This window comes from Nocardia aegles, assembly GCF_052545135.1.
The window spans coordinates 728,534-743,260 of record NZ_JBQWRI010000001.1 but is presented as its reverse complement, the minus strand read 5'-3'; the positions used below and the strand labels follow the sequence as shown (position 1 = coordinate 743,260).

Below are 14,727 nucleotides of genomic sequence, written 5' to 3'. Positions count from 1 at the left end.
CTCCATGATTCACATCACCCACACCGTCTGTCACCGCTCGAGCACCCACCGGTCCATGTTCCAGCCGGTTCCGGCTTGGTTGGCAGCGGCGGTCCCGTTGCGCAGCCCCTTGCCGAAGGCGATCGTGCGTGGGGTGGCGAACAACGGAATGCTCGGCAGCTCCGCCCACAGCAGGTTCTCCGCCTCGGTGAGCAGATTCAGCTGTGCGGCCGCGCTGTCGTCGGCCCCGAGCTGATCGGTGATCGCATCGTAGCGGCCGTTGCCGTACCGCCCGAAATTGAGACCGCTACCGGTGCGCAACGCGCTGGTAGCGGCCACGCCCCCGAGCGAGCCCGCCGGGCCGGAGGCCGACGCGGTGCTTCCCAGGACGGCGTCGACCTTGCCCTCGGTGAGCCGGGCGGGAGTGAAATCGGGCGATCCGGCATCCACCACGGTGATGCCGGCCGGTTTGCAGGCCTCGGCGATCATGGCGACGGTCTGCGCGCGCCGGTCATCCGGGGCCGGGTAGCCGATCCGGACGGTGGGATTCGGCGCACCGGAGGCGGCGACGGCCCTGGTGGCGTTCGCCACGTCGCCGCCGGAATAGTTCTTCGCTCCGGCGATGACGGCTGGGTAGAGCAAGGCATCCTGTGGCACGATGTGCGCGTTCAGCGGCCCCGAGCCGAGCCCGGTCTTCGGTGCGTCCGGCACCTTGCCGAGCTTGTCGAACAGCGTCTGACGGGGCAGGCACAGCGCGAACGCCCGGCGCGCCTCGACCGAGGCGAACACCCCGCCGGTGGACAGCGCCAGCTGCTCGGCGCCGCGGCCGGGCACGGTCTGCACCGAGAAACCGTTCAGGTCGAGGTCTTTCACCGAGCGCGCGCCGATGTCGAGCACACCGACGGCGTTCTCGCCGATCTTCTTCTTCACGTCGAAGGTCTTGGGCCACACCACGATCCGCCCCGTCGCCGGTTTGTTGCCCCACCAGCGCTCGTTGCTGACCAGCACCAAACCGTCCTCGCTGCCGAAGGATTCGATGCGATAGGGCCCCGACGACGGGAACCGCGACAGGTCCAGCCTGCCATCGGCCGGGATGGTCCATCCGGTGTTCCAGAACTCGGCGATCCTGCCGAGGGCATTCGGATCCCCGGTCTGCAACGCCGACACGATGTTCGGCACGTTCGCCACTTGCGCCACGACATGCGCGGGCATCAACTCACCCGCTGTGAACAGGTTGCGCCACGGCAGGTACCGCCGCCCCGGCCGGAACACCACCGTCGCATCCCGCGAGCCGGGCTGGCAGTCGACCCGTTCGATGGCGTCGTAGCCACCGGTGCTCGCGGCGTCGAAAAGCGGGACGGGGCCCCGGTCCCCGGGCTTGGTGAACCGCCCGCTGCGGGCGGCCCAAGCCAGCACCAAGTCGTCGCAGGAGGTCGGCACCCCGTCGGAGTACACGCCGTCGGGATTGAGGCGGTACTGAATGGTCTGCGACTCGCCCGGCACCTCCTTGGCGGTCCCGAAGTCCGTGTCGGCGACCTGCTGGCCGTCCGGCCCGGTGTAGAAGAAGCCGGTGAGTACCCGGGAGAACACCGCGGCGGAACCGGAAAAGGCCCCGAGCGTACTTGCGCCGTTATAGGTGGCGATGGTGGCATCGGTCGCGTAACCGATGGAGGGCACCTGATTCTTACTGGAGCAGCCGACCATCAGCCCGGCGGCCAGCGTCCCCGCAGCGAGCGCTCCGATCAGTCGTACCGCACCGCGTGGCTGTCGCATGAAACCCCTTGTGGTGTCAGTTCCGCCTCTTGTGCCGCTTGCCGCTCGGGCGCGCACCGGGTCGCGGCGCCTGTCCCGCCGCGCGCTGCTCGCGCGGCGCCTGTTCGTATTCCCGCCCCGCTGCCATGCTCGCCCGGCGCTCGGCCGCGACGCCCGCACGGGCGCTCGCCGCACCGGCCCGCTTGGCCAGGACCTTCTTCGTGTGCGCCGCCACCGGCCCCCAGCGTTCCTTGATCGAGACCAGCAGCGGGGTCGCGAAGAAGATCGAGGAGTACGTACCGACGAGCAGACCGACCAACTGCACCAGCGCCAGGTCCTTCAGGGTGCCGACGCCCAGCATCCATACCGCGACCACCATCAGCCCGACGATCGGCAAGATACCGATCAAGGCGGTGTTGATCGAGCGCATGAGCGTCTGGTTCACCGCGAGGTTGGCCTGTTCGCCATAGGTTCGCCGAGTCAGGTGCAGAATACCGCGGGTGTTCTCCTCGACCTTGTCGAACACGACGACCGAGTCGTAGAGCGAGAAACCGAGAATGGTCAGGATGCCGATCACGGTCGCCGGCGTGACCTCGAACCCGACGAGCGAGTACACACCCGCGGTGACGGTGACGTCGAAGAACAGCGCAGCCAACGCCGCGATGGCCATGTGCGGCTCGAAGCGGATCGCGATGTACACCGCGACGAGCACGAGGAATACCGCGAGCGCGATGATCGCCTTGCGCGTGATCTGGCTGCCCCAGGTCTCGCTGACGTCGGAGGTGCTGATCGCGGCCCGGCTCGGATTGCCCGACTTGTCCTTCGGCTGGAACTGGGCGAACAGCGCGCTGTTCAGCGCCTCCACCTGCTTCTGGTTCAGCGCCTCGGACCGGATCAGCATGGTGGCCGATGCGCCGGTGCCGACGGTCTGCACCGAGACCGGGTCGGTGCCGATCGTGCCGCGATAGACGTCCTGCACCGCGCTGGTGGTCGCGTTCCCCGCCGGGAACTGGATGCGCGAACCGCCCTCGAAGTCGATGCCGAAGTTGAAGCCGCGGAAGATGATGCTGCCCAGCGAGACGAGCACGATCACGGCGGTGATGAGGTACCACATCCGGCGCTTGCCGATGACGTCGATCGCGCCGGTGCCGGTGTAGAGGCGATTGAAGAAGCCGTGCTTGGGCGGCTGCGGGTCGCCGACCGCCGCGAACACATCGGTGATCTCGGTGGCGCTCGTCTTGTCGAGCGAGTGGGTGGTGTGGCTGTTGGTCATCGCGTCCTCACGCCTTCCCGAGGGCGGCCTCGGCCGCCTTCCGCTCGCGGGCGACCTGCTGGATCGCGCCGAGGCCGTTCACCGACGGCTTGGACCAGAACGCCGTCCGCGAGGCCAGCAGCACCAGCGGCGAGGTGACCAGGAACACCACGACCACGTCGAGGATCGTGGTGAGGCCGAGAGTGAACGCGAAGCCCTTCACCTGACCGACCGCCAGGATGTACAGCACGGCCGCGGCGATGAAACTGACGGCGTTGCCGGACAGGATGGTCCGGCGGGCGCGCTGCCAGCCGCGTGGAGCGGCGGAACGGAAGCTGCGCCCCTCGCGCATCTCGTCCTTGATGCGTTCGAAGAACACCACGAACGAGTCGGCGGTCATACCGATACCGATGATCAGGCCCGCGATACCGGCGAGGTCGAGCGTGAATCCGATCCAGCGCCCGAGCAACACCATGATGCCGTACACCGCGAATCCGGAGGCCACCAGCGACAGACCCGTGACGAAACCGAGCATCCGGTAGTAGGTGAGGCAGTAGAGCAGCACCACCAGCAAGCCGACCGCACCGGCGAGCAGACCCGCCTTCAGCGACGACAGGCCCAGCGTCGCGGACACCGTCTCGGCCTCGGAAGTCTGGAACGACAGCGGCAGCGAGCCGTACTTCAGCGTGTTCGCCAGTTCCTTCGCCGATGTCGCGGTGAAGTTGCCGGAGATCTGGGTGCGACCACCCTGTTGCGGCCCCTGCTGCACGACGGGTGCGCTGACCACCTTCGAGTCGAGCACGAACGCGACCCGCTTGTAGATGTACTCGCCGGTGAGCGCCGCCCACGCGTCACTGCCACCGGACTTGAAGTCCAGGTAGACCTCGTGCCTGGCCTGCTGCTGATTCAGGCCCGAGCTGGCGTCCTTGATCTCCTGGCCGTCGATGCGGCTCTTGTCCAGCAGGAAGACCTCCGCGCCGTCGGTCGAACAGGTCACCAGCGGAAGGGCCGGGTCGTCGTTGCCCGCGAGCGGATCGGCCTTACCGCAGTCCATGGCGGCCAGCGCGGCCTGCTGCACGGACGGGTCGGTGCTCTGTCGCAGTGCCTTGGCCGCCTGGATCTCCTTGCTCGCCTCTTCGGTGGGCTCCAGGCCGGGATCCGCGGGTGGCTGCGTCGGCTGCTGAGCGGGGAACACGCGCTGCTGGGGAGCGGGCGCGGGCTGGGGCGTCTCCGGCGCAGCGGGCTGCGTCGTCGGCTGCGCGGCGGGCGCGGGCGGGGTGCCCGGCGTGGTCGCACCGCGTCCCGCCGCGGGCACGGCCTGCAGCACGGGACGAATGTAGAGCTTGGCGGTGGTCGCCAGCGCACGCGCCTGCTGTCCGTCGTCGCCGGGCACGGTGATCACGATGTTGTCGCCGTCGATGACGACCTCGGATCCACCGACGCCGAGCCCGTTGACACGGTTCTCGATGATGTCCTGTGCCTTCTTCAGGCTGTCCTGGCTGGGCTTGCTGCCGTCCGGCGTGCGCGCGGACAGCGTGACGCGGGTGCCGCCCTGCAGGTCGATTCCGAGCTTGGCTGTCGGGGACTTGTCACCGGTGAAGAACACCAGCGCATAGATCACGGCCAGCAGCGCGGCATAGACACCGAGCAGCCGCAGCGGGTGCGCCGATCCCTGGGAAGGTGGCACAGTACGTCATCTCCTAGGCGGGAAGTCGAGGATGGAACATGCGGACGTGCCTCAGCTAGGCCGGGTGCGCGGACGGACGGCCGCGGCGACATCCGGCGAGCCGGGGCACAACCGGAACGATCAGTCCTTGGTCAGGCGGGTCGCGGTCTGCTCGGCGGATTCCTCGACGGCCTCGGTGGTGTCCGAGCCGGTGGTCTCCGAGCCGGTCTCCTCGGTGCTCACCTGGTCGTCGGTGCGCACCTCACGGACGGCTTGGCGCAGCCACGTGGTGACCACGTCCTCGGCGATCTCGAGGTCGACCGTGGTGTCGTCGAGTTCGACCACGGTGCCGTACAGACCCGACGTGGTGACGACCTGATCGCCGATCTTCAGGCTGTCCTGCATCGCGGTGACCTTCTCGGCTTCCCGCTTCTGACGGCGGACACCGAGGAACATCGGCACGAGCAGGGCTACCAGTAGCAGCGGAAACAGCAGTTCCATCGTCGAAGTCAGTCCCTAGTGTCGTGGGTGGGATGGACAAGTACCCACACAGTCTGCCAGTTCGCCGCGCGGGTGCCACACCCGCACGCCCGCTGGGCAGCTACAACGGCCCATATCGCACACCTGCGCCGGCGTCAGGCGGTCGTGCCGTAGACGTAATCCGCCAGCGGGAAGCTCACCGCTTCGCGATGCGCGTTGAGCGTGCTGGTCGGCCGTAGCAGGGCGGCCTCGCCGTGCCGGCAGCCCGGCTTGCTCGAAGTGCAGCACCCCGACCACCGGCGACGTGCGCGAAGTTCCCTTCCGATCGGCCCGGCGCACCGAGCCTGACAGAATGTCGCCCGTGACTCCGGAAGACGTGCGCAGCACCCGTTTCGCGACCCCGACACTCGGGTGTCGCGGCTACCGCGCGGACGAGGTGGATGCTTTCCTCGAACTCGTCGCCGCGACACTGGCGGGGCACGGCGTACTCACCGCCGACGATCTGCGCGATGTCGGTTTCGGCGCGCCCCGCCGCGGTCGGCGCGGTTACCGCGCCGACCAGGTCGACGAGTATCTCGATCAGGTGCGCGCCGAGCTGGAGTCCCGGCAGCGTGGCATCCCGCCGGTGCCCGCCGCGAACGGCACCGGCCACGCCATGCTCACCGTCGACGACGTCCAGCGCATGCGATTCAGCCAGGCCCCGGTGGGCAGGCGCGGATACAACGAGGAAGAGGTCGGCGCGTTTCTCGATCTGGTCGCCGCGACCCTCGCGCACGACGGGCCGGGCAGCCTCACCCTCACCGATGTCGAGGCCATCCGTTTCACCGAGGCCCGCCTCGGCACCCGCGGGTATCAGCGCGACGAGGTCGACGCCTTCCGCGACTTGGTCGCCGCCGCCCTGCACGATCGCCGCTGATCCGCCGCCGCGGCTGCGATCACCCGGCTCATTCGAAGAGGTCGAGGGTGGGGTGCGGCTCGCGACCGCGCACTTCGATGGAGCCGAACACCAGGTCGGGCGGCGGGATGAGACCGAGGTGCTCCCAGGCGGCGGCGGTGGCGACCCGGCCGCGAGGTGTGCGCGCGACCATGCCCGCGCGCACCAGGAACGGTTCGCAGACCTCCTCCACCGTCGCGGCCTCCTCCCCGACCGCCACGGCCAAGGTGGACACCCCGACCGGGCCACCGCCGAAACTGCGGACGAGCGCGCCGAGCACCGCGCGGTCGAGCCGGTCGAGGCCGAGTACGTCCACGTCGTAGACCTCGAGCGCGGCCTGGGCGATCGGGCGGGTGATCCGGCCGTCGGCACGAACCTCGGCGTAGTCGCGGACGCGGCGCAGCAAGCGGTTGGCGATCCGGGGCGTGCCGCGCGAGCGGCCCGCGATCTCGGCCGCCGCCTCCTCCTCGATGACGACCCCGAGGATGTGCGCCGACCTTTGCAGGATGCGCAACAGCTCGCCCGGCTCGTAGAAGTCCATGTGCCCGGTGAAGCCGAAACGGTCGCGCAGCGGGCCGGTCAGCGCACCGGATCGAGTAGTGGCCCCGACCAGCGTGAACGGTGCGATATCCAGGGGGATGGAGGTGGCCCCCGGTCCCTTGCCGACGACCACGTCCACCCGGAAGTCCTCCATCGCCAGGTAGAGCATCTCCTCGGCGGGGCGTGCCATCCGGTGGATCTCGTCGATGAACAGCACATCGCCCTCGACCAGATTGCTGAGCATGGCGGCGAGATCCCCGGCCCGCTCCAGCGCGGGACCCGACGTGATCCGCAGGGCGGTCCCGAGTTCCGCCGCGATGATCATCGCCATGCTCGTCTTGCCGAGACCGGGTGGGCCCGACAGCAGGACGTGATCGGGTGTGCCGCCGCGCTGCTTGGCACCGCGCAACACCAGCGCGAGCTGTTCGCGGACCCGTGGCTGGCCGATGAAGTCGTCCAGCGACTTCGGGCGCAGACTGGCCTCGACATCGCCGTCGGACTTCAGATAGTTCGCGCTGACCTGCGATTCGGCGGGTTCGGCTGGATGATCCATGACGCCTTACCGGTTCTTGCCGAGCAGACCGAGCGCGGCCCGGAGGGCGGCGGAGGTGTCGACGGTGGGCTGTTGCTCCAGCACCGCATCGATCGCCTGTTCGGCTTGTCTGGCGGCGAAACCGAGGCCGACGAGCGCCTCGGTGACCTGCTCGCGCACGGACGTCACCACCGCGGCGGGCGCGGATCCGGGCGGACCGGAGGGCGCGGGCACGAGATTCACCTTGTCGCGCAGTTCCACCACCATGCGCTCGGCGCCGCGCTTGCCGATGCCAGGGACCCGGGTGAGCGCCGCCACGTTGCTCTCGGCCAGCGCTTTGCGCAGCGCCTCGGGCTCGAGCACGGCCAGCACCGCCATGGCCAGACGGGGTCCGACGCCCGACACGGTCAGCAACAGGCCGAACAGGTCGCGGGCCTCGGTGTCGGCGAAACCGTAGAGCGTCATCGAGTCCTCGCGGACGATCATCGCGGTGTAGAGCCGGGTTTCCGCGCCTCGGGTGAGCCCGGCCAGAGTGGACGGAGTTGCGTTGAGCCGGTAGCCGACGCCGGCCGCCTCGATCACCGCGTGGTCCAAGGCGATTTCCAGCACTTCACCGCGTACCGACGCGATCACCCGTGCACCGCCTTCCGTTGTTCGGCCAGCCGTTCCCTGTATCGGCGCCGCGCCGCGGCCGCCTTGGCCTCCGCCGCCGCCATCCGCTCCAGCAGCGGCGCCCGCCAACAATGGCAGATCGCCAGCGCCAGCGCATCCGCCGCGTCCGCGGGCTTCGGCGCGGACGGCAGGCCCAGAATACGGGTGACCATGGCGGTCACCTGCTTCTTGTCCGCGCTGCCGTTGCCGGTGACCGCGGCCTTCACCTCGCTGGGTGTGTGGAACGCGACCGGGATTCCCCGCCGCGCCGCGGCCAGCGCGATCACGCCACCCGCCTGCGCGGTGCCCATCGCGGTACGGACATTGTGCTGGGCGAAGACGCGTTCGATGGCGACGGCCCCCGGCTGGTGGGTGTCCATCCAGCGTTCGGCGGCGTCGGCGACCGCGAGCAGTCGCTGCGCCAGATCCATATCGCCGGGAGTGCGCACCACGTCGACGTCCACCGCGGTCACTTTCCGTCCCGATCCGCCCTCGACGACGCTGAGGCCGCATCGGGTGAGGCCGGGGTCGACGCCCATCACCCGCACGACATTCCTCTCGCAGACACGAACAATTGTTCGAGAGTCTAGCGGAGGCTTCGGCTTTCGCCGCCCAGCGACACAGCCCAGGCTGTTCACGGACAACCGCCGCTTCCCACGCGGCGCCCGCTAATCCCAGCAGCTCCGTACGGCTCGCGCGGGCCGCCCACCGGCGAGATCCCGAGGTTTCAGCTCCGGGAGACCTGCCGCGCGAACGCGCCGTGAGCCCGCTCGTCGAACAGGACGAATCGCGCCTCCGATACGGCCGTCTCGGTCGCGCGAACCGTGTCGACGGCGATCCGCGCCCCGTCGTCCATCGGCCAGCCGAAGATTCCGGTCGAGATCGCCGGGAACGCGATCGATCGCGCCCCCAATTCGTCCGCCACACGCAAGGATTCGCGGTAACAGGAGGCCAGCAGGGCCGAGCGGTCCTCGACGTCCGACCACACCGGCCCGACGGTGTGGATCACCCACCGCGCGGGAAGCCGGCCCGCCGTGGTGGCCACGGCCGCTCCGGTGGGAAGACCCCTGCCGTAACGGGATGCCCGTAATCGGCGGCATTCCGCCAGGATTTCCGGGCCGCCGCGCCGGTGGATCGCCCCGTCGACTCCCCCGCCGCCGAGCAGCGACGAGTTGGCGGCGTTGACCACCGCGTCGACCTGCTGTTCGGTGATGTCGCCGCGCACCAGCACCAGTTCGACCATGTTCGCATTCTGCCTCCCGCACCGCGGACGGCACGAGGACACCGAGGACCGGTCACCCAGGAGCGCCACAGCCGGTTCACAGCGGGTCTCGAGGAACGGCCTGCACAATGCCGGTCGTGCCGATTCTCGCCGCTCCCCCGTTTCCGGCGCCACCACCGGTTCCTCCGGCGAGTCCGGCGCCGAACCAGCAGCACACCTTCCACCACGGGATCTCATTGCTGCACGGCTGGTTGCCGCCGGCCGTCGCACTCCTCGCCGCGGTGGTCGTGCTGGTCGCCGTCGCTCGCAGCGGCCGACGGTGGTGGCTGATCCAGCTGCCGGTCTGCGTCGCGGTCGGCGTCGCGGGAGCGCTGGCGTCGGCGTGGTATGTGGCCGACGAAGGGTTGGCCTCCGACCCGGCGCCCATTCGGCTGTGGGCGTGGGTCGGCGCAGCCGCCGCGACCGTGGCCATCGCCGTCGTCGGCTGGCCGGGCGCACGCTGGTGGCGGCGCGGGATCGCGGTACTCGCCATCCCGCTGACACTGGTGAGCACCGGGATCGTGCTGAACCAGTGGGTCGGCTACTACCCCACCGTGCAAGCCGCATGGAGCGCGGTCACCGCGGGCCCGCTCCCGCACCAGACCGACCTTTCGGCGCTGCCCGCCCTCCGGAACACCACCGTCACCGACGGCACACTGGTGCCGGTGCGGATTCCCGACGCGGGCAGCGGTTTCCCGCACCGCACCGAATACGTCTACCTGCCGCCCGCATGGTTCGCCGGGCCGACCCCGCCCGCCCTGCCGGTGGTGATGATGATCGGCGGTGAGTTCAACACGCCCGCGGACTGGATCCGCAGCGGCCAGATCATGCCCGCCCTGGACAGCTTCACCAAAGCCAACGGCGGCCGCGCCCCGATCCTCGTCTTCGTCGACGCCAGCGGCAGCTTCAACAACGACACCGAATGCGTCGACGGACCCCGCGGCGACGCCGCCGGCCATCTGACCGAAGACGTGCCCGCCTACCTCGAATCGCGGTTCGGCGCCTCGGCCGATCCGGCGAACTGGGCGGTGGTGGGCTGGTCCATGGGCGGCACCTGTGCGGTGGACCTCGCGGTCATGCACCCGGAACTGGTCCACACCTTCCTCGACATCGCCGGTGATATCGGGCCGTCGTCCGGCACCAAAGAGCAGACCATCGCCAGGCTCTTCGGCGGTGACGCCGCCGCCTGGGCCGCCTTCGACCCGCTGACCGTCATGGCCGCGCACGGTCCCTACAGCGGCGTCGCAGGCCTGTTCGACGACCTCGTCCCCACGCAGCGCTACAGCGGTGGGGCCGCGCGCGCACCCGCTCCCGACGACGACCGCGCGGGCCTCGGCGGCCATGACGGGGTGCCCGATTCCGGTGAGGTCGGCGCCGCCGACAAGCTCTGCGCCGCAGGACGCGCGGTCGACATCGACTGCACCGTCTTCACCACCCGAGGCGGCCACACCTGGCAGTTCGCGTCGGCGGCGTTCACCTCGTCCTTACCGTGGATCACCGGCCGCGTGGGTCTGCCCGTTCCGGCCACCACCTGAACCATCCCGCAGCGGCGCCCACGTTCTGGTCGCCGCGACCGCCGCGCACGCTCGAAGCATGCGCCGATCGCGTCGGTCAGGTGCCGACGCGACGAGGTGCCCGCCGACCGCCGCGGAAGCGCACACGCTGGGCGACACCGGGCGAACCGTGGGCAAATTGGTACTCACCGTGCCATGAAATGTGCCACGATCAGGACGTTCGCGCTTCTACCATCCGAGGATGAGCAAAGGCGCAAAAGCAGTCCTCGAAGGCGGGCCGCACGATCTGCCCGCGCGCATCGTCCCGATCACCCCGCCCGGCGTGGAATTGAAGGTCCCGTTCCGCGGCGGGTACGAGCACTTCAAAGTCACCCAGCGGGAACAGGACACGCCCGAAGGGCGACTACGCGTGTACGAGTGGTGCGATCGCACCAAGATCGCGGAGTGATTCCGGCTCCCTCATCCTGGTGGCATCGACGCGCCGACCGGCCGGGCGATTCCACCGTTCGAGCCGTACCGTCGTGGACGAGGTGGCGGGCGCGATCGCCGATCCGGTGCGCAGGCAGATCATGGAACTGATCGTCGGATCCCGGCGCACCGCCGGGGACATCGCCGCGCATTTCGCGATCAGCTGCCCCGCGGTCAGCCGGCATCTGCGGGTGCTGCGGGAGAGCGGGCTGGTACGCGCCGAACTCGTCGGGCAAGCAGCGCTACCACGCGCTCGACACCGGGTCACGGTCGCGCTCACCGAGTGGCTCGCCCGCTCCCGGTAACCGACCGCCTGGACGCGCCATCTCGACGCGCTCGAGACCGAGGTCTACCGAACCAGACGCGAGCGCCGTTCCGATGACCACGACACCTTCCGGGAGCACACGGCCATGAGGGACCCGCAGCGGCAGCGCAGCATCGGGGCGGCCCGTGCGCAGACCGGCCGCCCCGATTTCGGGCACTACTATCCCGCCATACGGGAGTACTGCGCGCGGTCGATCGCTCAGTCCTCGAGCTGAGCGAGCACGTCGTCCGAGATGTCGACGTTGGTGTAGACGTTCTGCACGTCGTCGCTGTCCTCGAGGGCGTCCACGAGCTTGATCACCTTGCGGGCGCCGTCGACGTCCACCGCAACCGACACCGACGGCTGGAAACCGGACTCGGCGGAGTCGTAGTCGATACCGGCGCTCTGCAGCGCGGAGCGGACCGCGATCAGATCGCCCGGGTCGCTGATGATCTCGAACGACTCACCGAGATCGTTGACCTCCTCCGCGCCGGCGTCCAGTACGGCCAGCAGCACGTCGTCCTCGGACAGGCTGTTCTTGTCCAGTGTGACGATGCCCTTGCGATGGAACAGGTAGGCGACCGAGCCCGGGTCGGCCATGTTTCCGCCGTTGCGCGTCATCGCGACCCGGACCTCACCCGCGGCCCGGTTGCGGTTGTCGGTGAGGCACTCGATCAGCACGGCGACGCCGTTGGGGCCGTAACCCTCGTACATGATCGTCTGCCAGTCGGCGCCGCCGGCTTCCTCGCCGCCGCCACGCTTGCGGGCGCGCTCGATGTTGTCGTTGGGGACCGACGACTTCTTCGCCTTCTGGATGGCGTCGTACAGCGTCGGGTTGCCATCCGGGTCACCGCCACCGGTCCGGGCCGCCACCTCGATGTTCTTGATCAACTTCGCGAACAGCTTGCCGCGCTTCGCGTCGATCGCAGCCTTTTTGTGCTTGGTGGTGGCCCATTTGGAGTGGCCGCTCATTCCCTACTTCCTTCAGGTCGGTGGCACGTTCGGTCTGTGTACAGTACCGGCACGGCCGGGCGGACAACTTCTCCAGCCTACTCGGGCCGCCACCACGGCCGTGCGGAGCGGCCCCGATCACACGGTGGCCGAGCGGACCATCGCCACGAACATGCGGTGCACCCGCAGATCGCCGGTGACCTCGGGATGAAACGACGTCGCCAGGACGTTGCCCTGCCGCACCGCGACGATCCGGCCGGCGGCGGGACCAGCCGGCACCCTGGCCAGTACCTCGACGCCCTCCCCTGCCCGCTCCACCCACGGCGCGCGGATGAACACCGCTCGCACCGGGCCGTCGGTCAGGCCGGAGAACGGCAGGTCGGTTTCGAACGAGTCGACCTGCCGACCGAACGCGTTACGCCGCACCGTCATATCGATGCCGGACAGATGCTCGGCGTCCGGGCGGGTGTCGAGCACTTCCGAGGCGAGCAGGATCATGCCCGCGCAGGAACCGAACGCGGGCATGCCGTCGCGCAACCGCGTGCGCAGTGGCTCCAACAGTTCGAAGGCCTGCAGCAGCTTGCTGATCGCGGTCGACTCGCCGCCGGGCAGCACGAGCGCGTCCACGGCCGCGAGCTCCGTCGCACGCCGGACCAGCACGGGCTCGGCGCCGCAGTGCGCGAGCGCGGCGACGTGCTCCCGGACGTCGCCTTGCAACGCGAGCACGCCGATCGTGGGACGGGACTGCGCCCGTCCGGTGTCGGCGGCAGGTGCGGTGACCGAGGTAGCGTTCACGCCGGAAAGCTTACGAGCCCTACCAATGTGGGCCCGCTCACGGTCGGCCGCCGCAGGCGCATCGCGATGGCCGCCGGTTCAGTCTTCCCGCAGCGTGCGGATGAGGCCTTCCTGCACAACGGCCGCGACCAGTGTGCCTTCTCGGGTGAAGATCTTGCCGCCGGTCAGTCCACGGCCGAAACCGGCGGACGGCGAGGACTGATCGTAGAGCAGCCATTCGTCGGCGCGGAAGGGGCGCAGGAACCACATCGCGTGGTCGAGCGAGGCGTTCTGGGTCGGCTCGTCGGGATGGATGACCTTCGAGGAACCCAGCAGCGTCATATCGCTCATGTAGGCGAGGGTGCACACGTGCACCAGCGGATCGTCGGGCAGCACGTGCCGGTAGCGGAACCACACTTGCTGCTGGGAGACCACGCCGTCGCGGCGCGACACGTTCTCCGGCGGGACCATGCGGATGTCCCAGTGTTCCCACTCCCGCATCACCCACAGTCGTTCGGGCGTCATCGTGGTGCTGGCGTCGGGCAGATCCTCCGGCATCGGGACACCGGGCATGACGTCCTGATGCTCGGGCCCCTCGTCGCCGATGTGGAACGACGCCGACATGGTGAAGATCGCGGCGCCGTCCTGGATGCCGGTCACTCGCCGGGTGGCGAACGACCGCCCGTCGCGGATGCGCTCGACCTGGTAGACCGTCGGCTCCTGTGGATTGCCCGGCCGCAGGAAGTAGCCGTGCAGCGAGTGCACCTGGAACCGCGGTTCCACCGTCCGGACCGCGGACACGAGCGCCTGGCCGGCAACCTGGCCGCCGAATGTGCGCGGAAGCTGACTCTTGGTGGACGCGCCACGGAAGATGTCCCGCTCCAGCCGCTCTATCTCCAGCGCCTCTTCGATTGTCGCCATGCGCTGAGATTATCCCGGCCGCTGCCTGCGTCGCCGCTCGGCCGCCGGTGATCGTGCGGCACTGCCCACGCCGCACCGGCGGTCGCGCTTTTGCTGAGATGGACGGGTGCCGCGCTTCCTGCCCATCACCCCCGACGCCCTCGTCGCGCAGGTGATCCAGCCCGTGTTCACCGCTACTTCGCACACAGTGATCGCCGTCGACGGCGCGGACGCCGCCCAGCCGGTGGCGTTCGCCGACCGGATCGCGCAGGCGCTGCGCGATGCGGGCCGGTCGGCCTGCGTGGTCTCCCTGCACGACTACGTGCGCCCCGCCTCGTTGCGCATGGAGTTCGGCCGCACCGACGAGATGTCCTATCGCACCGCCTGGTTCGACTACGCCGCGCTGCGCCGGGAAGTGGTGGACGCGGTGCGCGAGCACGGCCGGTGGCTGCCCGCGTTGTGGGACGAAGCCGCCGACCGCTCCGCGCGCGCCGCGATCCGCACGGCGCCGCCCGCGACTACCGTCGTCATCGCGGGCCCGATGCTCGCGGGCCGCGGGCTCGACGCCGACCTCAGCCTCCGGCTGGATCTGTCCGAGGCCGCGCTCCGCCGCCGCACCCCGCCCGACGCGCAGTGGACCATCCCCGCCCTGCTGCGGCACGACGACGAGAACCCCGGCACGCCAACGTTCTTCGTGCGCTGGGACCACCCTGATCGTCCGGCACTTCGAGTCGACGCGGACCGGGACGACTGAGTTCCCGGTTCTGCC

The 14,727-nt window shown here is 69.6% G+C and carries 16 protein-coding genes; 5 read left to right on the top strand and 11 right to left on the bottom strand.

Annotated elements, in window-relative coordinates; translation table 11 throughout:
* Positions 1 to 30: 30 nt before the first annotated feature.
* The 4 genes from ACT89H_RS03640 to yajC all read right to left on the bottom strand — a co-directional run bounded on the left by ACT89H_RS03640 (position 31) and on the right by yajC (position 5,150).
* Positions 31 to 1,752, bottom strand: a complete 1,722-nt coding sequence (locus tag ACT89H_RS03640) for an ABC transporter substrate-binding protein (RefSeq protein WP_445107012.1) — start codon at positions 1,750 to 1,752, stop codon at positions 31 to 33.
* Positions 1,753 to 1,768: 16 nt separating this feature from the next.
* The gene (secF, locus tag ACT89H_RS03635) at positions 1,769 to 3,004 is read right to left on the bottom strand and encodes a protein translocase subunit SecF (RefSeq protein ID WP_445107011.1); all 1,236 of its coding nucleotides are present in this window, start codon (positions 3,002 to 3,004) and stop codon (positions 1,769 to 1,771) included.
* A gap of 7 nt (positions 3,005 to 3,011) precedes the next feature.
* A complete protein-coding gene (gene secD / locus ACT89H_RS03630; RefSeq protein ID WP_445107010.1) occupies positions 3,012 to 4,670 on the bottom strand; it encodes a protein translocase subunit SecD in 1,659 nt (552 codons plus the stop codon).
* 120 nt (positions 4,671 to 4,790) lie between these two features.
* Positions 4,791 to 5,150: a preprotein translocase subunit YajC gene (yajC, locus tag ACT89H_RS03625; protein WP_445107009.1), complete on the bottom strand. Its 360-nt coding sequence runs from the start codon at positions 5,148 to 5,150 to the stop codon at positions 4,791 to 4,793.
* 331 nt (positions 5,151 to 5,481) lie between these two features.
* Between yajC and ACT89H_RS03620 the strand changes: the two genes are divergently transcribed.
* Entirely contained in the window at positions 5,482 to 6,045 is a 564-nt protein-coding gene (locus ACT89H_RS03620; RefSeq protein WP_445107008.1) for a DivIVA domain-containing protein, read from the top strand.
* A 28-nt stretch (positions 6,046 to 6,073) separates the two neighbouring features.
* Here the strand turns inward: ACT89H_RS03620 and ruvB are convergent, their stop codons facing one another.
* From ruvB to ACT89H_RS03600, 4 genes are all read right to left on the bottom strand, one after another.
* On the bottom strand, positions 6,074 to 7,156 hold the full coding sequence (gene ruvB / locus ACT89H_RS03615; protein ID WP_445107007.1) for a Holliday junction branch migration DNA helicase RuvB: 1,083 nt from the start codon (positions 7,154 to 7,156) through the stop codon (positions 6,074 to 6,076).
* Between the two features lie 6 nt (positions 7,157 to 7,162).
* The gene (gene ruvA, locus ACT89H_RS03610) at positions 7,163 to 7,768 is read right to left on the bottom strand and encodes a Holliday junction branch migration protein RuvA (protein ID WP_445107006.1); all 606 of its coding nucleotides are present in this window, start codon (positions 7,766 to 7,768) and stop codon (positions 7,163 to 7,165) included.
* A complete protein-coding gene (gene ruvC / locus ACT89H_RS03605; RefSeq protein ID WP_445107005.1) occupies positions 7,765 to 8,334 on the bottom strand; it encodes a crossover junction endodeoxyribonuclease RuvC in 570 nt (189 codons plus the stop codon). Before ruvC ends, ruvA begins: the two co-directional genes overlap by 4 nt.
* A gap of 179 nt (positions 8,335 to 8,513) precedes the next feature.
* On the bottom strand, positions 8,514 to 9,029 hold the full coding sequence (locus tag ACT89H_RS03600; protein WP_445107004.1) for an O-acetyl-ADP-ribose deacetylase: 516 nt from the start codon (positions 9,027 to 9,029) through the stop codon (positions 8,514 to 8,516).
* Between the two features lie 116 nt (positions 9,030 to 9,145).
* On the opposite strand from ACT89H_RS03600, the gene ACT89H_RS03595 reads away from it, so the two are divergent.
* From ACT89H_RS03595 to ACT89H_RS03585, 3 genes are all read left to right on the top strand, one after another.
* Positions 9,146 to 10,582, top strand: coding sequence for an alpha/beta hydrolase (locus ACT89H_RS03595; protein WP_445107003.1), 1,437 nt, complete (start codon positions 9,146 to 9,148; stop codon positions 10,580 to 10,582).
* 220 nt (positions 10,583 to 10,802) lie between these two features.
* Complete coding sequence (locus ACT89H_RS03590) at positions 10,803 to 11,009, top strand: DUF5988 family protein (protein ID WP_445107002.1); 207 nt, start codon at positions 10,803 to 10,805, stop codon at positions 11,007 to 11,009.
* A 19-nt stretch (positions 11,010 to 11,028) separates the two neighbouring features.
* The gene (locus ACT89H_RS03585) at positions 11,029 to 11,334 is read left to right on the top strand and encodes a metalloregulator ArsR/SmtB family transcription factor (protein WP_445107001.1); all 306 of its coding nucleotides are present in this window, start codon (positions 11,029 to 11,031) and stop codon (positions 11,332 to 11,334) included.
* 218 nt (positions 11,335 to 11,552) lie between these two features.
* Here ACT89H_RS03585 and ACT89H_RS03580 read toward each other — a convergent pair whose 3' ends face one another.
* The 3 genes from ACT89H_RS03580 to ACT89H_RS03570 form a co-directional block, all read right to left on the bottom strand.
* Positions 11,553 to 12,305 (bottom strand): YebC/PmpR family DNA-binding transcriptional regulator, encoded by a 753-nt coding sequence (locus ACT89H_RS03580; protein WP_445107000.1) that lies wholly within the window; start codon positions 12,303 to 12,305, stop codon positions 11,553 to 11,555.
* Between the two features lie 117 nt (positions 12,306 to 12,422).
* Positions 12,423 to 13,079, bottom strand: coding sequence for a pyridoxal 5'-phosphate synthase glutaminase subunit PdxT (gene pdxT, locus ACT89H_RS03575; RefSeq protein ID WP_445106999.1), 657 nt, complete (start codon positions 13,077 to 13,079; stop codon positions 12,423 to 12,425).
* Between the two features lie 78 nt (positions 13,080 to 13,157).
* A complete protein-coding gene (locus ACT89H_RS03570; protein ID WP_445106998.1) occupies positions 13,158 to 13,979 on the bottom strand; it encodes an acyl-CoA thioesterase in 822 nt (273 codons plus the stop codon).
* A gap of 106 nt (positions 13,980 to 14,085) precedes the next feature.
* Between ACT89H_RS03570 and ACT89H_RS03565 the strand changes: the two genes are divergently transcribed.
* Positions 14,086 to 14,712 (top strand): nucleoside/nucleotide kinase family protein, encoded by a 627-nt coding sequence (locus ACT89H_RS03565; RefSeq protein ID WP_445106997.1) that lies wholly within the window; start codon positions 14,086 to 14,088, stop codon positions 14,710 to 14,712.
* The last annotated feature ends 15 nt before the right edge of the window (positions 14,713 to 14,727 follow it).

What these genes read in the sequence shown, in the direction of transcription:
- ACT89H_RS03570 (WP_445106998.1), bottom strand. Translation starts at nt 13,979, where the DNA reads ATGGCGACAATCGAAGAGGCGCTGGAGATAGAGCGGCTGGAGCGGGAC.
- ruvB (WP_445107007.1), bottom strand. Translation starts at nt 7,156, where the DNA reads ATGGATCATCCAGCCGAACCCGCCGAATCGCAGGTCAGCGCGAACTAT.
- ACT89H_RS03580 (WP_445107000.1), bottom strand. Translation starts at nt 12,305, where the DNA reads ATGAGCGGCCACTCCAAATGGGCCACCACCAAGCACAAAAAGGCTGCG.
- ACT89H_RS03590 (WP_445107002.1), top strand. Translation starts at nt 10,803, where the DNA reads ATGAGCAAAGGCGCAAAAGCAGTCCTCGAAGGCGGGCCGCACGATCTG.
- secF (WP_445107011.1), bottom strand. Translation starts at nt 3,004, where the DNA reads ATGACCAACAGCCACACCACCCACTCGCTCGACAAGACGAGCGCCACC.
- ACT89H_RS03640 (WP_445107012.1), bottom strand. Translation starts at nt 1,752, where the DNA reads ATGCGACAGCCACGCGGTGCGGTACGACTGATCGGAGCGCTCGCTGCG.
- ACT89H_RS03620 (WP_445107008.1), top strand. Translation starts at nt 5,482, where the DNA reads ATGTCGCCCGTGACTCCGGAAGACGTGCGCAGCACCCGTTTCGCGACC.
- ACT89H_RS03600 (WP_445107004.1), bottom strand. Translation starts at nt 9,029, where the DNA reads ATGGTCGAACTGGTGCTGGTGCGCGGCGACATCACCGAACAGCAGGTC.
- yajC (WP_445107009.1), bottom strand. Translation starts at nt 5,150, where the DNA reads ATGGAACTGCTGTTTCCGCTGCTACTGGTAGCCCTGCTCGTGCCGATG.